Annotated in this window: 16 protein-coding genes and 1 pseudogene; 12 read left to right on the forward strand and 5 right to left on the reverse strand. The window is 63.1% G+C overall.

The window, feature by feature from the left end; genetic code table 11:
* Window positions 1-50 precede the first annotated feature (50 nt).
* A complete protein-coding gene (locus AC1DOX_RS09710) occupies window positions 51-944 on the reverse strand; it encodes an SDR family oxidoreductase (protein ID WP_441616207.1) in 894 nt (297 codons plus the stop codon).
* Window positions 945-995: 51 nt separating this feature from the next.
* Window positions 996-1,739, reverse strand: a complete 744-nt coding sequence (locus AC1DOX_RS09715) for an SDR family oxidoreductase (RefSeq protein ID WP_441616205.1) — start codon at window positions 1,737-1,739, stop codon at window positions 996-998.
* Between the two features lie 125 nt (window positions 1,740-1,864).
* Between AC1DOX_RS09715 and AC1DOX_RS09720 the strand changes: the two genes are divergently transcribed.
* The 4 genes from AC1DOX_RS09720 (at window position 1,865) to AC1DOX_RS09735 (ending at window position 5,189) form a co-directional block, all read left to right on the forward strand.
* A complete protein-coding gene (locus AC1DOX_RS09720; protein ID WP_441616203.1) occupies window positions 1,865-2,758 on the forward strand; it encodes a LysR family transcriptional regulator in 894 nt (297 codons plus the stop codon).
* Window positions 2,759-2,821: 63 nt separating this feature from the next.
* Window positions 2,822-3,721, forward strand: coding sequence for a helix-turn-helix domain-containing protein (locus tag AC1DOX_RS09725; RefSeq protein ID WP_441616201.1), 900 nt, complete (start codon window positions 2,822-2,824; stop codon window positions 3,719-3,721).
* 139 nt (window positions 3,722-3,860) lie between these two features.
* Window positions 3,861-4,838, forward strand: coding sequence for a Bug family tripartite tricarboxylate transporter substrate binding protein (locus AC1DOX_RS09730; protein WP_441616199.1), 978 nt, complete (start codon window positions 3,861-3,863; stop codon window positions 4,836-4,838).
* A gap of 33 nt (window positions 4,839-4,871) precedes the next feature.
* Window positions 4,872-5,189 carry an NIPSNAP family protein gene (locus AC1DOX_RS09735; protein WP_441616197.1) on the forward strand — a complete coding sequence of 106 codons (318 nt, stop codon included), beginning with the start codon at window positions 4,872-4,874 and terminating at the stop codon, window positions 5,187-5,189.
* Window positions 5,190-5,234: 45 nt separating this feature from the next.
* On the opposite strand, the gene AC1DOX_RS09740 is transcribed toward AC1DOX_RS09735, so the two are convergent.
* From AC1DOX_RS09740 to AC1DOX_RS09750, 3 genes are all read right to left on the reverse strand, one after another.
* Complete coding sequence (locus tag AC1DOX_RS09740; RefSeq protein WP_092136973.1) at window positions 5,235-5,720, reverse strand: adenosine-specific kinase; 486 nt, start codon at window positions 5,718-5,720, stop codon at window positions 5,235-5,237.
* Window positions 5,721-5,816: 96 nt separating this feature from the next.
* A complete protein-coding gene (locus AC1DOX_RS09745; protein ID WP_441616194.1) occupies window positions 5,817-6,140 on the reverse strand; it encodes a hypothetical protein in 324 nt (107 codons plus the stop codon).
* Between the two features lie 24 nt (window positions 6,141-6,164).
* Entirely contained in the window at window positions 6,165-7,046 is an 882-nt protein-coding gene (locus tag AC1DOX_RS09750) for a helix-turn-helix domain-containing protein (protein WP_441616192.1), read from the reverse strand.
* A gap of 243 nt (window positions 7,047-7,289) precedes the next feature.
* Between AC1DOX_RS09750 and AC1DOX_RS09755 the strand changes: the two genes are divergently transcribed.
* The 8 genes and pseudogenes from AC1DOX_RS09755 to AC1DOX_RS09790 all read left to right on the forward strand — a co-directional run.
* The gene (locus tag AC1DOX_RS09755) at window positions 7,290-8,528 is read left to right on the forward strand and encodes an MFS transporter (protein WP_441616190.1); all 1,239 of its coding nucleotides are present in this window, start codon (window positions 7,290-7,292) and stop codon (window positions 8,526-8,528) included.
* 68 nt (window positions 8,529-8,596) lie between these two features.
* Window positions 8,597-9,445: a dihydroorotate dehydrogenase electron transfer subunit gene (locus tag AC1DOX_RS09760; RefSeq protein WP_441616188.1), complete on the forward strand. Its 849-nt coding sequence runs from the start codon at window positions 8,597-8,599 to the stop codon at window positions 9,443-9,445.
* Complete coding sequence (locus AC1DOX_RS09765) at window positions 9,438-10,388, forward strand: dihydroorotate dehydrogenase (RefSeq protein WP_441616883.1); 951 nt, start codon at window positions 9,438-9,440, stop codon at window positions 10,386-10,388. The genes AC1DOX_RS09760 and AC1DOX_RS09765 overlap by 8 nt, the downstream gene beginning before the upstream one ends.
* 16 nt (window positions 10,389-10,404) lie before the next feature.
* Entirely contained in the window at window positions 10,405-11,676 is a 1,272-nt protein-coding gene (locus tag AC1DOX_RS09770; protein WP_441616186.1) for a hydantoinase/carbamoylase family amidase, read from the forward strand.
* Entirely contained in the window at window positions 11,673-12,716 is a 1,044-nt protein-coding gene (gene pyrC / locus AC1DOX_RS09775) for a dihydroorotase (RefSeq protein ID WP_441616184.1), read from the forward strand. The genes AC1DOX_RS09770 and pyrC overlap by 4 nt, the downstream gene beginning before the upstream one ends.
* Window positions 12,717-12,745: 29 nt before the next feature.
* Window positions 12,746-14,164: an aspartate ammonia-lyase gene (aspA, locus tag AC1DOX_RS09780; protein ID WP_441616182.1), complete on the forward strand. Its 1,419-nt coding sequence runs from the start codon at window positions 12,746-12,748 to the stop codon at window positions 14,162-14,164.
* 13 nt (window positions 14,165-14,177) lie between these two features.
* Window positions 14,178-14,855 (forward strand): orotate phosphoribosyltransferase, encoded by a 678-nt coding sequence (locus AC1DOX_RS09785; protein WP_441616180.1) that lies wholly within the window; start codon window positions 14,178-14,180, stop codon window positions 14,853-14,855.
* Window positions 14,856-14,941: 86 nt separating this feature from the next.
* A pseudogene (locus AC1DOX_RS09790) lies at window positions 14,942-16,204 on the forward strand (malic enzyme-like NAD(P)-binding protein); the annotation flags it as partial.
* Window positions 16,205-16,235: the final 31 nt, after the last annotated feature.

The following is a 16,235-nucleotide window of genomic DNA, read 5'->3' on the forward strand; positions in this document are numbered from 1 at the left end:
CCAGAATCCAGAAGGCAGCGCGGACCCTGCCAGGCCCGCGCCGCATTTGCCTAGCGGCCGATCCTGGCGTCGAGCAGGTCGCCCATGCCGATCCGCCTGGCGAAGTCGATTCGTACGCGCTCCGACACCTCCAGGACTTCCCGGGCGCCATCGCCGACGAAATCGATCACCGCGCGCATCGGGCGGGACCCTGACGACATGCCCACGATCCGCACGATCTCGTCGGCCACGGCCTGCGGGTCGGCGTCATCGGGCGTCAACGCGGTCAGGCGTTCGCCGATCTGGTCCATGAGGCCGTCATAGCGGCTGTAGGCTGCGGCCCTTGCTGCATCGGCCGGCTTGCCCGCAGTGGGAAAATGCGACGTGCCCTTGGTGAACGCGCCGGGGACCACGATCGAAGTCTCGATGCCAAAGCGCGCAATCTCGTAGGCCAGCGTCACCGCGAGGGAATCCATCGCCGCCTTGGCCGCGCCATACGGGCCCATGAACGGCGGGAATCCGCCCTTGGTCGTGGTGCTGCTGATCCACAGCATCAGGCCGGCCTCGCGCTCCCTCATATACGGGAGCACCGCACGATTCACGCGTTGCGCGCCGAACAGGTTGGTATCGAAGACCCGCATCATTTCCTCGGGTGTGAACGCCTCGGAAGGTCCCACGACGAGGTGGCCGGCGTTCTGCATCACCACGTCGATGCAACCTTGCTCCCGGACAATCGCTGCGGCCGCGGCATCGGCGGATTCCTGCGACAGCACATCGAGCTCAAGCGGGTGCAGGTGCACGCCGCGTTCGGCGGCCCACTGTCGGACTTCGTCCGCACGGCCTTTGTTGCGGCCTTCGATGCCCCGCATCGATGCGTACACCACGTGGCCAGCCAGGGCCAGGGATTGTGCGGACAGCTTGCCGATGCCGCTGCCGGCGCCAGTTACCAGGACAACTTGCTTCATGACCGAACTCCTGTTCAGTGACGATTGATGGATTGGAGGGTGAGCCCGGTTTCAGGCGACGCCGCCATTGGCACGCAGGATCTGGCCGTTCACCCAGCCCGCATCGGGGCCGGCGAGGAACGACACCACGCCGGCAATATCGTCGGGCTGGCCCAGCCGCTGCAGCGGCGGCATCTTTGCGAACGCCTGGATCTGCTCGTCAGTCTTGCCATCGAGAAACAGCGACGTGGCGATCGGGCCCGGCGCCACGGCGTTCACGGTGATGTTCCGGCCGCGCAGTTCCTTGGCAAACACGTGCGTGAACGACTCGACCGCTGCCTTGGTCGCGTTGTAGACCGCATAGCCGGGCATGTTCAGGGCCAGCGTGGTGCTGGAGAAATTGACGATGCGCCCGCCGTCGTTCAGGCGCGTGGCAGCTTCGCGCAGCGTGTTGAAGGTACCGCGCACATTGATGTCGAAGGTCTGGTCGTAGAGCGCGTCGCTGGTGTCAGCCAGGGGCATCGTCTTCAGCACGCCGGCGTTATTCACCAGCACATCGACCTTGCCGAGCTGGTCTTCGACGATCTCGAACATGCGCCGCACTTCGCCGGCGTCCGAGACATCGGCCTTTACGGCGATGGCCCTGGCGCCCTCCGCTTGCAGGCTGGCGACCAGCGCATCCGCCTGGGCGGGGCTGGACGCGTAGTTGACGGCGACGGCGAAGCCGTCTTGTGCCAGGCGTTGGGCGACGGCGGCGCCGATACCGCGCGATGCGCCGGTAACGATGGCGACTTTAGTGTTGCTGGCTTGATTCATGACTCGCTTCCTCATTTCGGGTTGGTGGTGAAGCGAATACTGGATCATTCCATTCGAAAGATAATCATGGACAGACTGGTAACATATTTCCATCCTCTTTAACAATAAACCCAGCGGAGCGCCCGATGGATCGCTTTCAGGAAATGCAGGCCTTTGTGCGTATTGCCGAGCGGCAGAGCTTTACGCAGGCATCCGACGACTTGCAGATACCCCGGGCGACCGTGACCAACCTGATCAAGCGCATGGAGCAGCGGCTCGGCACTCGGCTGCTGGAGCGCACCACCCGCACGGTGCGGCTGACGCATGACGGCGAGGCGTACTACCGTCGATGCGTGCGGCTGATCGCCGATCTGGAGGAGGCCGAGGGATCGTTCCGGAACACGGCGCCCAAAGGGCTGCTACGTGTGAATCTGCAAGGCACGCTGGCCCGCCATTTCGTGGTACCGGCACTGCCGGATTTCCTGGCCCAGTACCCGCAGATCGAACTGCAGATCGGCGAAGACGACCGCCTGGTGGACCTGGTGCGCGAAGGCGTCGATTGCGTATTGCGAGCTGGCACGCTGCAGGACTCATCGATGGTAGGCCGGCAGATCGCGCTGCTGGAGCAGGTGACCGTCGCCAGCCCCGGCTATCTCGCGAAATATGGCGAGCCGGCCGACTTGCACACACTGGCGGCACATCGGGCGGTGAACTATGTCTCCAGCGCGACCGGCAAAGCCGTCCCACTCGAATTCACGGCGAATGGCCGCGTGACGGCGGTCCAGCTTCCCGCGATCGTTTCAGTGACCGGCGCCGATCTCTACACCGGAGCAGCGGTGGCGGGGCTGGGGCTCGTGCAGGTGCCCCGCTACCGGGTGGCCGCGGAACTGGCGTCGGGTCGCCTGAAGATCGTCCTGCCGGATTTCCCATGCCCCCCGATGCCCGTCTCCGTTCTGTATTCGCAGCATCGCCAGCTCTCGTCGCGGGTTCGGGTCTTTGCGCAATGGCTGCGCGAGATCTTTGCGGCAGGAGACGCTTGATGCCGCACTTTGCGATAGGATGGCGCCGGTAACCAGGATCCGAAACCGCAAGGAAACCCGCGCTTGCCCGAAGCCCTCCCCTCCAGCCCGACCGGCGAGTTTCCCACCTTCGAAACGTCGGATTTCGCGGGCGAGGGGTCGTTCTACTTCGACCTCGTGCGGCTGCAGGACCGCGACGACATCCCGCGCGGTTTCCTGCACAGGCACAACTACTACCACCTGCTCTGGATGACCCGGGCGAGTGGCACGCACATGCTCGACTTCGCGCATTTCGACGTGCGCGACCACTCGGTGTTCTTCCTTGCGCCAGGCCAGGTCCATGCGTGGACGTCATCGGTCAAGCCCCACGGCTATGTGCTGAATTTCAGCACCGACTTCTTCGCCCGGATGTTTCCGCGCGCCGAAGATGTCGCGAAATTCCCGTTCTACCACCCCTCGCGCGGCAACAGCGCGCTCTATCTCACGCAAGCCCAGCATGACAGCATGCTGCCGCTGCTCGGCGAGATGGAGCGCGAGGCGCGCGATCGCCAGCCCGGCTATCCCGACGTGGTGCGGGCCTGCCTGATGATCCTTCTCACGCGCCTGCGCCGCCTGTGCCCCGGCAACGAGCACGCTGGCGGCGTTGGCCCGCAGCAGGCGCTCACGCGCCGTTTCACGATGCTGGTGGAAACGCACTACTTGCGCTTCGGCACGATCGGCCAGTACGCCGAGGCGCTATGCGTGAGCGAGCGTCAGCTCAACGACGCGGTCAAGCGAACCGTGGCACGCACAGCCAGCCAGGTGGTACAGGAACGCGTGGTGCTCGAAGCCAAGCGCTGGCTCAGCAACACCGAAACGGGCATCGCCGAGATCGCGTTCCGTCTCAACATCGAGGACCCGGCCTACTTCGCGCGCTTCTTCAAGAAGCAGACCGGCCTCACGCCGGGCGACTTCCGCAGGAAGCATTGTCGTCCGCTGGAATGACGCGCGAAAAAGTCCAACACAACGTCTGATCCGTCCTAACGCCGCCGCCACGCGGCTGCCTAAAGTGTCCCCCATGGCGCAGCCGAACCCGGCGTCGCCGTCGGCATGCCATAAGAAACCAGAGGCACAGGAGACAGACATGTACAAGAAAGCAATCGCTCCGTTGCGGAGCCTTGCCGTGGCCACCGCATTGGCCGTCACTTCCCTCAGCGCGATGGCGGATTACCCGGACCATCCCTTGCGCATCATCGTGCCGTTCGCCGCCGGCGGCGCCACCGATGTGATTGCGCGCACGGTGGCGCAAGCCATGTCGGCCCGGCTCGGCCAGTCGATCGTGGTGGAAAACAAGGCCGGCGCCAACGGCAACATCGGCGCCGTCTCGGCCGCACGCTCGGACCCCGACGGCTACACGCTGCTGATGGCCACGTCGAGCCACGCGATCAACGCGTCGCTCTACCAGAAGCTCAACTACAGTCTCACGCGCGATTTCGTGAGCCTGTCGAACCTGGCGTCGGTGCCTCTGCTGCTGGTGGTGAATCCATCGGTGCCGGCCAATTCGGCGAGCGAGCTCGCGGCGTACGCCAAGTCCCATGCTGGCCGCGTCAACTACGCGTCGGGCGGCACCGGCACCGCATCCCACCTGGCCGGCGAGCAGTTCAGCACGCTGGCCGGCACGAAGATGACGCACGTGGCCTACAAGGGCGGAGCCCAGGCGCTCAATGACGTGATGGGCGGCCAGGTGCAGATCATGTTCGCCAACCTACCCGAAGTTCTCGCGCAGGTGCAGAGCGGAAAGCTCAAGGCACTGGCGGTCACCGGCAGCAAGCGCCACGCCGCCCTGCCCGACGTGCCCGCCTTCGCGGAAACGCCGTTCCCGGGGATGACCGCGCGCTCGTGGTTCGGCCTGTTCGCGCCGGCCGGCACCCCACCAGCCGCCGTCGAGAAGCTCGCGCAGGCCATCGTCCAGAGCGTAGCCGACCCCGCCGTCAAGGAGCGGCTGAAAGGGCTCGGCGCCGATCCCGTCGGCGACGACCAGGCTGCATTTCAGAAGTACGTGAACCAGGAGGTGGCGCGCTGGGCCGTGCTTGTCAGGCAATCCGGCGCCACCGTCGATTGAATCCACTCATCCGCCACCGTTCGAGGAAACCCCATGCTGTTCGATGTTCGCACCTACACCTGCCACCCCGGCACGATCAAGAAACACCTGGCGCTGTATGCCGAGTACGGCTACGCGATCCAGAGCCGCCACCTGGGCAAGCCGCTGGCCTACATGCAAACCGAGACCGGCAATGTCAACAGCTACATGCACATCTGGGTCTATGACAGCGCTGCCGATCGCGAGGCAAAGCGCCAGGCGCTGCAGAAGGACCCGGCCTGGAGCGAATATCTGAAAATGAGCGCCGAGGCCGGCTACCTCATCAGCCAGGAGAACCGGCTGATGACGCCGGTGTCGTTCTTCACGCCGTAGGCGGACCTGCGATCGCGGCCCGCCGGCGCCGGGCGATCGCGAGTCTTAGAGCTTGTAGCCGATGCGCCGCAGCAGATCCTTGCGGTCGGCGATATCGGCCGCGGTCTCGATGCCGAGTGGCGGCTCGCCATCGACCACGCCGAGCACGGCCCGGCCCAGTTCCGTCTGCGCGACGATGATCTGCGTGGGGTTCGCGGTGGCGCAATAGATGCGGCACACCTCCGGCACGGCGCGCACGGCGCCCAGTACATTGACCGGAAAGAACCCATCCCCGAGAAAAATCAGGAAGGTATGTCCGGCCGCGATCGCCATCGCGTTCTGGCAGGCCAGGTCGATCATCGCCTCGTCGGTGCCGGACCAGCGTACGAGCCGTTTGCCGGACGCCTCGCAGAAGGCGATGCCGAACCGGATGCCAGGAACCGTGCCGACGAGCGCCTCGTGCAGATCCTCGACGGTCTTGATGAAATGCGACTGTCCGAAGATGAAATTGGTCGCTTCCGGCTTCGATACCTGCACCACGCTGAGTTCCATGACCTGCCCTCCCGAGTTGCCCCGCATGCAGACAATGGTAGGTGGCGAGCCTTCGAATGCAAGCCGAGCCAGATGCGGCTCGATCAGCTTTCTCGCTTAGAAAAGCTGGCGCCGCCCATCGTAGTCGAGCACGATTTGATTCAGGGCCTCCAGGAGCGTCTGGTCATTGCCCAGTGTCGGCTCGATCGCCTTCATGTAGCCGAGCAACTGAGCCTGAGCAGCGCTCGCGACTTCGGTCGTAATGCCTTCATCGTCGTGCAGGATCACGTAGGAGCGGGCGAAGCCGTAGATCAGGAAGTAGGCTGCAGCATTGCCCGGATCGCTCTTCATGAGCGCAAGCGACTGTTGCTTGACCTTCAGGAAGGCGTCCGTTCCAGGAACGCTCTGCGCAAACTCGGCGGTGACGGTATTGAAGTCCATGAGTCTCTCTCTAAAACAATCAAATCAAACTTGTTGCAGCATGCGCCGCAATAGATCGGCGCCGTCGAGGCCCTTGTAGGATCGCTGCCACAACGCCTCGACCATGCTCGTGTATAGGGAGACAGCCTCTGGCGCGGCGGTCACAGACGCAATGCCTCCGGAGATATTGGGAAATTCGCCGAAGCGAAACGGGCTGATTGCCACGTACGACCCAGTTGGTCGCTCGAAAATCTGAAACGTGGCGTTCGGCATGCTCTCGTTGACGATGCCGATCTGCATCCCGGCAGGTTGCTGCTCCAGGAGGCTGGCAATGCGCGCCACTTCGGATCGGGCAGCCAGCGACCGTTCCATCTTTGTCGCTGGCGGCAAATCCATGCGTCCGACCAACCCGAAGTGCACGAACCGTTCCAGCTCGCGCAAACCAATCAGGCTCACAATCGGCGCTGGCTGCGAGCTATAGGACGCTTTCCGTTCGCGCAGCAATTCCATCATGGCCTGGATTCGGCCTTCGTCGTTGTCCCCGCTCTCTCTCAGCATTTGCTCGAGATACCCGGCGTAGCTGGGTGAAGTGAGCAGGAACGAAATGGGCTCGAAGTGCGCCAGGATGCGCGTCGCACCTTGCTCAAGCTGTCGCATCCGCTCGATGTAGGCGATGGCCGAGGGATAGTATTCGGTGCCAGCCCCGAGCAGCGACTCGAGCGACGTACCCAGGATGCCGGCGAGCCGCTCGAGCGTTTCAATCTTGACGATCTCCCCTTTCTCCATCCGGTAGACCGCGGCACGCGAGATCCCGAGCACATCCGCAATCTGTTCGGCCCTTAGCTGCGCGCCCAGGCGGTAGGCACGAAGCCGGGCACCGATGGCTTCGAAGTCGATCCCACCCAATGTCGTGGCGCGGTGTTCCATTTCTGTCTCATTAATTAGATGGATTTCACTATAGCACGTCAACTGCGCGCACGATACCTCGCAACTGGCGAGCATCGGTGGAAACCCGAAGTTCGCTGCAAAGCGCTTGCAATCGCAGGGCCTTCGACATAGTCTAAAAAATAAGATTCTCCACTGCATCAGTACTTGGCCTCCCCCATGAACCCCAAGTGCACCGCAATGCAGTGGTTTTTCAGGCCCCTACAGTCTAAAAATGGAGACAGCATGAGCAGCCAGCCCCTCACTCAGTCAGTTTCAGAGGCCGAGGCCCCAACTTCCCCCTACGCATGGAAGGCCTTGGCCGGATCGGCCATTGGCTACGCCATGGACGGCTTTGACCTCCTGATTCTTGGCTTCATGCTGCCTGCCATCAGTGCCGCCCTCGCGCTCAGCACCAGCCAGTCGGGCGCACTGGTGACATGGACGCTGATCGGCGCCGTTGCAGGTGGGATCATCTTCGGCGCGCTCAGCGACCGTTATGGGCGCGTTCGCGTACTGACCTGGACCATTGTCCTGTTCGCGGTGTTCACCGGCATGTGTGCCTTTGCGCAGGGGTTCTGGGATTTGCTGGCCTATCGCACCATCGCCGGCATCGGCCTTGGCGGCGAATTCGGCATCGGCATGGCACTCGCAGCCGAAGCCTGGCCGGCCAGCAAGCGGGCACGCGTCTCGTCCTATGTCGCCTTGGGCTGGCAATCGGGCGTGCTGATGGCTGCGCTGTTGACCCCACTGCTGCTGCCCGTGGTGGGCTGGCGCGGAATGTTCCTGATTGGCGTGATTCCGGCGCTGGTAGCGTGGTTTATCCGTAATCGCCTGCACGAGCCTGAAGTATTCGTGCGGAGCGCCCGTACGGAGAAGAAGCCCAACGCATTCAAGCTGCTGGTGGCAGACCGCAAGACCACGCGAACCAGCCTTGGCATCGTCGTCCTTTGCTCGGTCCAGAACTTCGGGTACTACGGCATCATGATCTGGCTGCCCACCTATCTCTCCAGGACGCTCGGATTCTCGCTGACCAAGTCGGCCCTGTGGACCTCTGTCACGATCGTGGGAATGATGATTGGCGTCGTGATCTTTGGCCATCTCGCCGACCGCATTGGCCGCAAGCCGACTTTCCTGTTCTTCCAGGCCGGCGCGGTTGCGATGGTGCTGCTCTACGCCACGTTGTCCGATCCCATGACGATGCTGTGGGCCGGTGCGGTAATGGGCATGTTCGTCAATGGCATGATTGGCGGATACGGTGCACTGATCTCCGAGGCTTACCCCACGGCGGCACGCGCCACCGCACAAAACGTCCTGTTCAATATCGGACGCGCAGTAGGCGGACTTGGACCGATTGTCGTAGGCGCCATCGCGGCAACCTACTCCTTCCAACTCGCGATCGCACTGCTTGCCAGCATCTACGTCCTCGACATGATCGCAACATTCTTCCTTGTTCCCGAGCTCAAGGGCGTGGAACTGGAATAACGCCGGAACCTGTCAGGCATTCCTCGGCTGCGCCGTCCGGCGCAGCGCATTTCTCAGGAGTCACCCCCATGTGTGCCACCGTGTGTAGCCCGGAATCCGCGGCTACCGTAGCCTCCTATCGCTGTCGAATTGTCGAGCATTACTGGGTCAACCAGCGATACAAGTACATCAGGCTCGAATCCGATGCCCCGATCGCCAACATTACGCGGCCTGGGCAGTTCTACCAGCTCAATTGCCCGACCACCGCTGAAGAGCAACCATTCCTGCTGCGGCCGATGAGCGTCTACGGCGCCGGCCCTGAAGCCGGACGGATCGAGTTTCTTTACAACGTCACCGGCGTCGGCACGCGGGCGATGGCGACGCTTCCCGTCGACGGCCACATGGACATTGTCGGCCCGCTCGGCAACACCTTTACGTTCGAGCCCGCCTTCCGCAGGATTCTCGTCGTGGCCCGTGGCGTTGGTCTGGCCACGATGGCACCGCTGATCCACGAGGCTGCGGTAGCTGGCGTGGGGATCACCGCGGTGATGTCCGCACGCACCTCGGGCGACCTGATGGAAAAGGAGTTCCTGCGCGGCGCCACGGCAGAAGTGCATAGCGTATTCGACGCGGACGGCACGTCTTCCGTGGAGGCCGTCGAGGCCCTGATTCGACGCCTCATCGCCGAACAACGCCCCGACGCCATCTACACCTGCGGTTCTCATCGCCTGCTGATGCTGCTTCAGCGGGTGCTTCAAGACCATCCGGATGTGCAAGGCGAAGTCGCCATGGAGCAGCGCATGGCCTGCGGCATGGGCGTGTGCCTGTCTTGCGTGCGCCTGTTCGATTGCGATGGCGACAAGCAGTTCCTGCGCGTGTGTCGCGAAGGTCCGGTATTCAAGATTCGCGAAGTCGTCGGGGAGGTGGAGTTTGGCTAATTTGACTATCCGGGTTGGCGATCTGACGCTGCGCAACCCCGTAATGCCCGCATCCGGCTGCTTTGCGATCGAGTATCGCGAGGCCATGGACCTGAACCAGCTTGGCGCGCTGGTCATCAAGAGCGTTTCGCCGAAATCCCGGGCCGGCAACCCCACACCACGCGTGGCGGAAACCCATGGCGGGATGCTCAATTCGATCGGCATTCCCAGCAAGGGGCTGGACTACTACAGGAAGGAAGTGCTCCCGCCTTACACGCAATACGACACGCCTGTCATCGTATCGATCTCCGCCGATACCGCCGAAGAGTTCGGCGCAGCCTGCGAAGAGCTGTCCCTGCCTGAAGTGGCGGCGATCGAGGCAAACATCTCCTGCCCGAATCTTGAAGCCGACGGCATGGCCTTCGCCATGCTGCCGGAAACGACCTACAAGGCCGTCGCTGCGATCCGCCGTCGCACCAGGCACCCGTTCTGGGTCAAGCTCACCCCGAACGCCGGCAACATCGCTTCGATAGCCAGGGCTGCGGAAGAAGCAGGCGCCGATGCCATCGTGATGGGCAACACCGTGTTGGGCATGGCAATCGATATCCGTACCCGCAAGCCCCGGTTGGGCAATGTCATGGGCGGCCTTTCGGGGCCCGCAATCAAGCCGGTTGCGCTGCGCATGGTGCACCAATGCTACCGCGCCGTGCGCATTCCCATCATCGGCTGCGGTGGCATTCAAAGTGCCGAGGACGCCGTCGAATTCATGCTGGCAGGCGCTTCCGCCGTCCAGGTTGGCACCGCGTCGTTCCGTGATCCGGCCGCGATGCAGAAGATCATCGATGGACTCCGCGAATACTGCGAGCAGACCGGCGTCGAATCCATCAGCGATCTCACTGGCCAGGTGATTCTGGATCGCCAGCTTAGCGACCGCTGGTTGCGGTTCGCCCAGCAATCGGGCTGAGCAACCGGACACGCATATGGACATCCTCAACCTCAAGCCGCTGGCCGAGCAGCTCCTCGCCGATATCCGCGCATTGTCCTTTGACGGTGTCGGCGTCACGCGCGACAGCTACGGTGCGGGCGAGTCCGCAGCGGCGGACTACCTGCGTCGCTTCGCCGAGCAGCATGGGCTTTCCGTGCAGAGCGACAAGGCCGCCAACCTTGTGTTTTCGCTGCCTGAAGAGGACGCCGGCGCGCCGGCTGCCTGGGTCGGCTCGCATATGGATTCGGTGCCGCAAGGCGGCAACTTCGACGGACTCGCTGGCATTGTTGCCGGGCTACTTTGTCAGGTCGCGCGGAAGGAGCAAGGCGCAGCCAGCGCGACGCCACTCCGGGTCGTCGCCTTCCGCGGCGAGGAAAGCGCCTGGTTCGGCAAGGCATACATGGGCTCTGGTGCTGCGTTGGGCAAGCTGACGCCGGACGACCTTGCGCTGAAGCATCGCAGTTCCGGCCGAACGCTCTCGGAGTGCATGGCTGAGGCCGGCGCCGACATCGAAGCCATTTCGCTGCAGCAACCGCTGTTCGACCGGGCGTCTGCCGCTGCGTACCTGGAATTGCACATCGAACAGGGGCCCGTCATGGTGGCGCGGAAGTTGCCGCTGGCCGTGGTGCCTGGCATTCGCGGGAATGTCCGCCACAATCGCGTGACATGCATCGGCGAACCCGGCCATTCTGGCGCTGTACCCCGTTGGCTGCGAAAGGATGCGATGTTTGCAGTGGCTGACCTCATTACACGCCTTGACGAGCACTGGAAAGTGCTGCTGGAACGCGGCAGCGATCTGGTCGTCACCACCGGGATGGTTTCAACGGATCCCGCCGAACATTCCATCTCGCGCATTCCCGGCAAGGTCGACTTCAGCTTCGAGGTGCGCAGCAAAAGCGTGGACACGCTCGAAGGCTTCTACCAACTGTTCCGCACCGAGTGCAAGGCCATCAGCCGCGATCGTGGCGTGCATTTCGAATTTGATCGCCGCATCGAATCCGCGCCAGCGACCATGGACCCCGGGCTTTCGGATCTCCTGCGCAACGCGTGTGCCAACGCGAAACTGCCGGTGGAGATGGTCCCGAGCGGCGCAGGCCACGACGCGTCGCTGTTTGCCAATGCCGGTATCCCGACCGCGATGCTCTTCGTCCGCAACGAACACGGCTCGCACAATCCCGACGAAGCCATGGACCTGGACGACTTCATGCTCGGCACGAAGGTCCTGTACGAAGCGCTTGAGGCCATTCCGCGCGGGAGGAAGTCATGACCATCGAGACGCTCACGATTCGCCGTCCGGACGACTGGCATCTGCATCTGCGCGATGGCGACATGTTGCGCGCCGTGCTGCCGGCTTCCGCCAGCCAGTACGGCCGGGCCATCGTGATGCCGAACCTGAAGCCGCCGGTTACGACTGTCGAAGCGGCTCTCGCCTATCGGCAGCGGATTCGCGATGCACTTCCCGGCGATTCGGCGTTCACGCCAATGATGACGTGCTATCTCTGCGACGACACCGATCCCGGGGAAATTCGTGCCGGATTCGAGCGCGGAGCGTTTGCCGCCGCCAAGCTCTATCCCGCAGGCGCCACTACGCATTCCGAGTATGGCGTCACATCGCTCGACCGGATTGCCAGCGTCCTGGCGACCATGCAGGACATTGGCATGCCGTTGCTGATCCACGGCGAGTCCACGGACCCGGCGGTCGATGTCTTCGATCGGGAAGCGGCCTTTCTGCGCACGACGCTGACGCAGATCCTCACCCGCTATCCGCGACTGAAGGTTGTGCTGGAGCACATCACGACAGAGGAGGCAGCCGACTTCGTCATGCGCGATGAAAGCGGCCGCCTGGCCGCCACCATCACGCCGCAGCACCTGATGTTCAACCGCAACGCGATGTTCACCGGCGGCATTCGCCCTCACTACTACTGCCTGCCGGTGCTCAAGCGCGAGCAGCACAGACTCGCGCTGCGGCGCGCGGCCACCTCCGGGTCGCACGCGTTCTTCCTGGGCACCGATTCCGCACCGCACGACACGGACGCCAAGGAATCGGCATGCGGTTGCGCCGGCATCTTCAGCGCCCCTGTCGCCATGCAGGCATACCTGACGGTGTTCGAAGAAGAACAAGCCCTGCACCACTTCGAAAAGTTCGCCAGTGAGAACGGTGCGCGCTTCTATGGCGTCCCGCTGAACGAAGGCACTGTCACCTTCCAGCGGATACCGACGCGCGTGCCCGGGAGCATCGACCTGCCAGATGGACACCGCATCCAGACGTTCCTCGCTGGGGAAACGCTGCCCTGGACCCTCGCATAGCTTCACGCATTCTTTCATTGGACCGCACCGTGACTACTACCTATCGCATCGAAGCCGACCTGCTTGGCGAACGCCAGGTTCCTGCCGACGCCTACTATGGCGTGCATACCCTGCGGGCCTGGGAGAACTTCCAGATTACCGGCACGCCCATTTCGTCGTGGCCGGAGCTCATCATCGCGCTGGCTTCGGTCAAGCAGGCCGCCGCCGAGGCCAACGCCGAGCTGCGCCTGCTCGCTCCCGGGCTGCGCGACGCCATCATTGCCGCGTGCCACGACGTGCGCGACGGCCGCCTGCACGATCAGTTCATCGTTGACACGATCCAGGGCGGTGCCGGCACCTCCACCAACATGAACGCCAACGAGGTGATCTGCAACCGCGCCCTGGAGCACCTGGGTCATCAAAAGGGCGAATACACCTTCCTGCATCCGAACGAGCACGTGAACATGGCGCAAAGCACCAATGACGTCTATCCGACGGCGCTTCGCATCGCTACGTGCTTTGCCATCGAGCATCTCCTGGAAGCGATGGCCGTACTCCGCGTTGCCTTCGACATGAAGGCAAAGGAATTTGCGGGTCTCTACAAGCTGGGGCGCACGCAGCTTCAGGATGCAGTCCCAATGACCCTCGGGCAGGAGTTCTCCACCTATGCCGTGATGCTGGAAGAGGATATGGCACGGCTGCGCGAAGCAGGAACGCTGATTCGCGAGATCAATCTCGGCGCGACGGCTATCGGTACGGGCATCACGGCCCATCCCGACTATGCGGCGAAGGCGCTGGTTGCGCTGCGGCGTATCACAGGTCTCGATCTCGCGCTGGCACCCAACCTGGTGGAAGCCACACAGGATTGCGGTGCGTTCGTCCAGATCTCTGGCGTGCTCAAACGAATTGCCGTCAAGCTGTCCAAGACCTGCAACGACCTGCGACTCCTGTCGAGCGGCCCGCGCGCAGGCTTCGGCGAGATCAACCTGCCTCCGATGCAGGCGGGCTCGTCGATCATGCCGGGCAAAGTCAACCCTGTCATTCCGGAAGTGGTCAACCAGATTGCCTTCGAGGTTTTTGGCAATGACACGACCATCACGTTTGCGGCAGAAGCTGGGCAGTTGCAACTCAATGCCTTCGAGCCAGTCATCGCCGCGAGCCTGTTCCGTAGCTTCCGGCATTTGACGAATGGGTGCCTGACGCTGGCTCAGAAATGCGTCAACGGGATCACTGCCAACCCGGAACGCCTGCACGAGACCATCGAGCGGTCCATCGCACTGGTGACGGCCCTCAATCCCGTGATCGGCTACAAGAACGCGACGTCTGTTGCCGCCCAGGCCTACGCGGAGAACAGGACGATTCGTGAAGTGGTACTCGCCCGCGGCCTGATGACGGCGGAAGCTCTGGAAGAAGCGCTGCGTCCGGAGGCACTGGTACAACCCCGTGCGGACATGCACGGCAAGGTGTAAAGGAACGATTGCCATGTCCGGGAACCGCACCGACCTCACCCTCCAGGCATCGGTCAGCCAGGCACTGCTGGATGCCGGTTGCGTTCGCTTTCGCAGTGATGAGCCATTCCGCCTTCCTTCAGGCTGGACGAGCCCTGTCTATATCGATTGCCGCCGCCTGATCTCTTACCCGGCGTTGCGTCGCGCATTAGTCCAGCAAGGCTTGGCGCTGCTCCGTGACCGGGATCGCCTGACCGGCATCGATGTGATTGCTGGCGCCGAATCCAGTGGCATTGCATTCGCCGCATGGGTTGCCGAGTTATTGAACCTGCCAATGGTCTATGTGCGCAAGGAAGCCCGCGGCATGGGCCCTGCGGCGCAGGTCGTGGGCGATATCCGTCCCGGTGACCGCGTGCTGCTGGTCGACGACATGATGGCAGCAGGACGATCCAAGGTCGCCTTCTGCGAAGCACTGTCCGCTGCGGGTGCGACCGTGCAGGACATCCTGGTCCTGTTCGACTACGGAACCTTCCCCACAGCCGACGCGCTTTCCCGATGGAAACCGAATGTCCATGCCCTGGCCACGTGGCGCGACGTCCTGGACGTCCTGAACAAATCCGGCGACGTTCCCGAGGCTGAACTGTCCGAGCTGCGCGCGTTCTTGAGCGACCCACCGCACTGGTCCAGCGCGCACGGCGGCATCGCCGGATAGCCCCAAACCTTTGAGTTGTATGTGGCGCCTCCGCCCGTTCACCACGGGCGGTGGCCTCCTTTTGCCCGCATTTTCTGAAACCCCCCATGGACGACGCATTCAAGCAACGCGCACTCGAATACCATCGCGCCTCGACACCCGGCAAGATCTCCATCGCGCCCACCAAACCACTTGCCAATCAGGCCGATCTCGCGCTGGCCTACTCCCCCGGTGTCGCCATCGCGTGCGAAGCCATCCACGCCGATCCGCAGGAGGCGCGGCACTATACGGCGCGCAACAATCTTGTTGGTGTGATCACCAACGGCACCGCAGTGCTGGGGCTTGGCAATATCGGTCCACTTGCCGCCAAGCCGGTGATGGAGGGGAAGGCCTGCCTCTTCAAGGCGTTCGCCGATATCGATGTGTTCGACCTCGAACTGTCTGAAACGGATCCGGACAAACTCGTCGACGCCATCGCCATGATGGAGCCGACGTTCGGTGGCATCAATCTGGAGGACATCAAGGCACCGGAGTGCTTCTACATCGAGCAGGCGCTGCGGGAACGGATGCACATCCCGGTATTCCACGATGACCAGCATGGCACCGCCATCATTGCTGCCGCAGCCATCCTGAATGGCCTCAAGGTCGTCGGCAAGTCTATCGACAACGTGAAGCTGGTTTGCTCAGGCGCCGGTGCCGCGGCCGTAGCGTGCCTTGACCTGCTGGTCAGTCTTGGACTGCGTCGTGAGCATATCGCCGTACTGGATTCGCGCGGCGTGATTCTGTCCGAGCGCGAAGCACTCGAACCAGGCAAGCGCCGCTACGCCCAGGATGGAACGACCTATCTGGCGCGCACGCTGGGCCAGGCGCTGGAAGATGCCGACGTATTCCTGGGTTGCTCAAGTGCCGGTGTGCTCAAGCCCGACATGCTGCGTGGCATGCATGCGCGCCCGTTGATTCTCGCACTCGCCAATCCCGAACCCGAGATTCGCCCTGAGGCAGCACGCAAGGTGCGCCCCGATTGCGTCATTGCGACCGGTCGCTCGGACTATCCCAACCAGGTGAACAACGTGCTGTGCTTCCCGTTCATCTTCCGTGGCGCGCTCGACGTCGGCGCAACAACGATCACCGAGTCGATGAAGATGGCGTGCGTGCACGCCCTGGCCGCGTTGGCAGAGGAAGCGCCCGGCCAGGAGGTTGCCAGTGCCTATCCCGGCCAATCGTTTGAATTCGGCGCCGAGTACCTGATTCCGAAGCCATTCGACCCCCGCCTCATTACGCATCTCGCGCCTGCCGTGGCCCAGGCAGCCATGGATGCCGGCGTGGCACGACGCCCGATTGTCGACATGGCGGCCTATCGCTCGCAACTCGCTGCACGACGCTTCGTGTTTTCGGGTTGAT

It is taken from the genome of Cupriavidus sp. 01L415 (assembly GCF_056400065.1).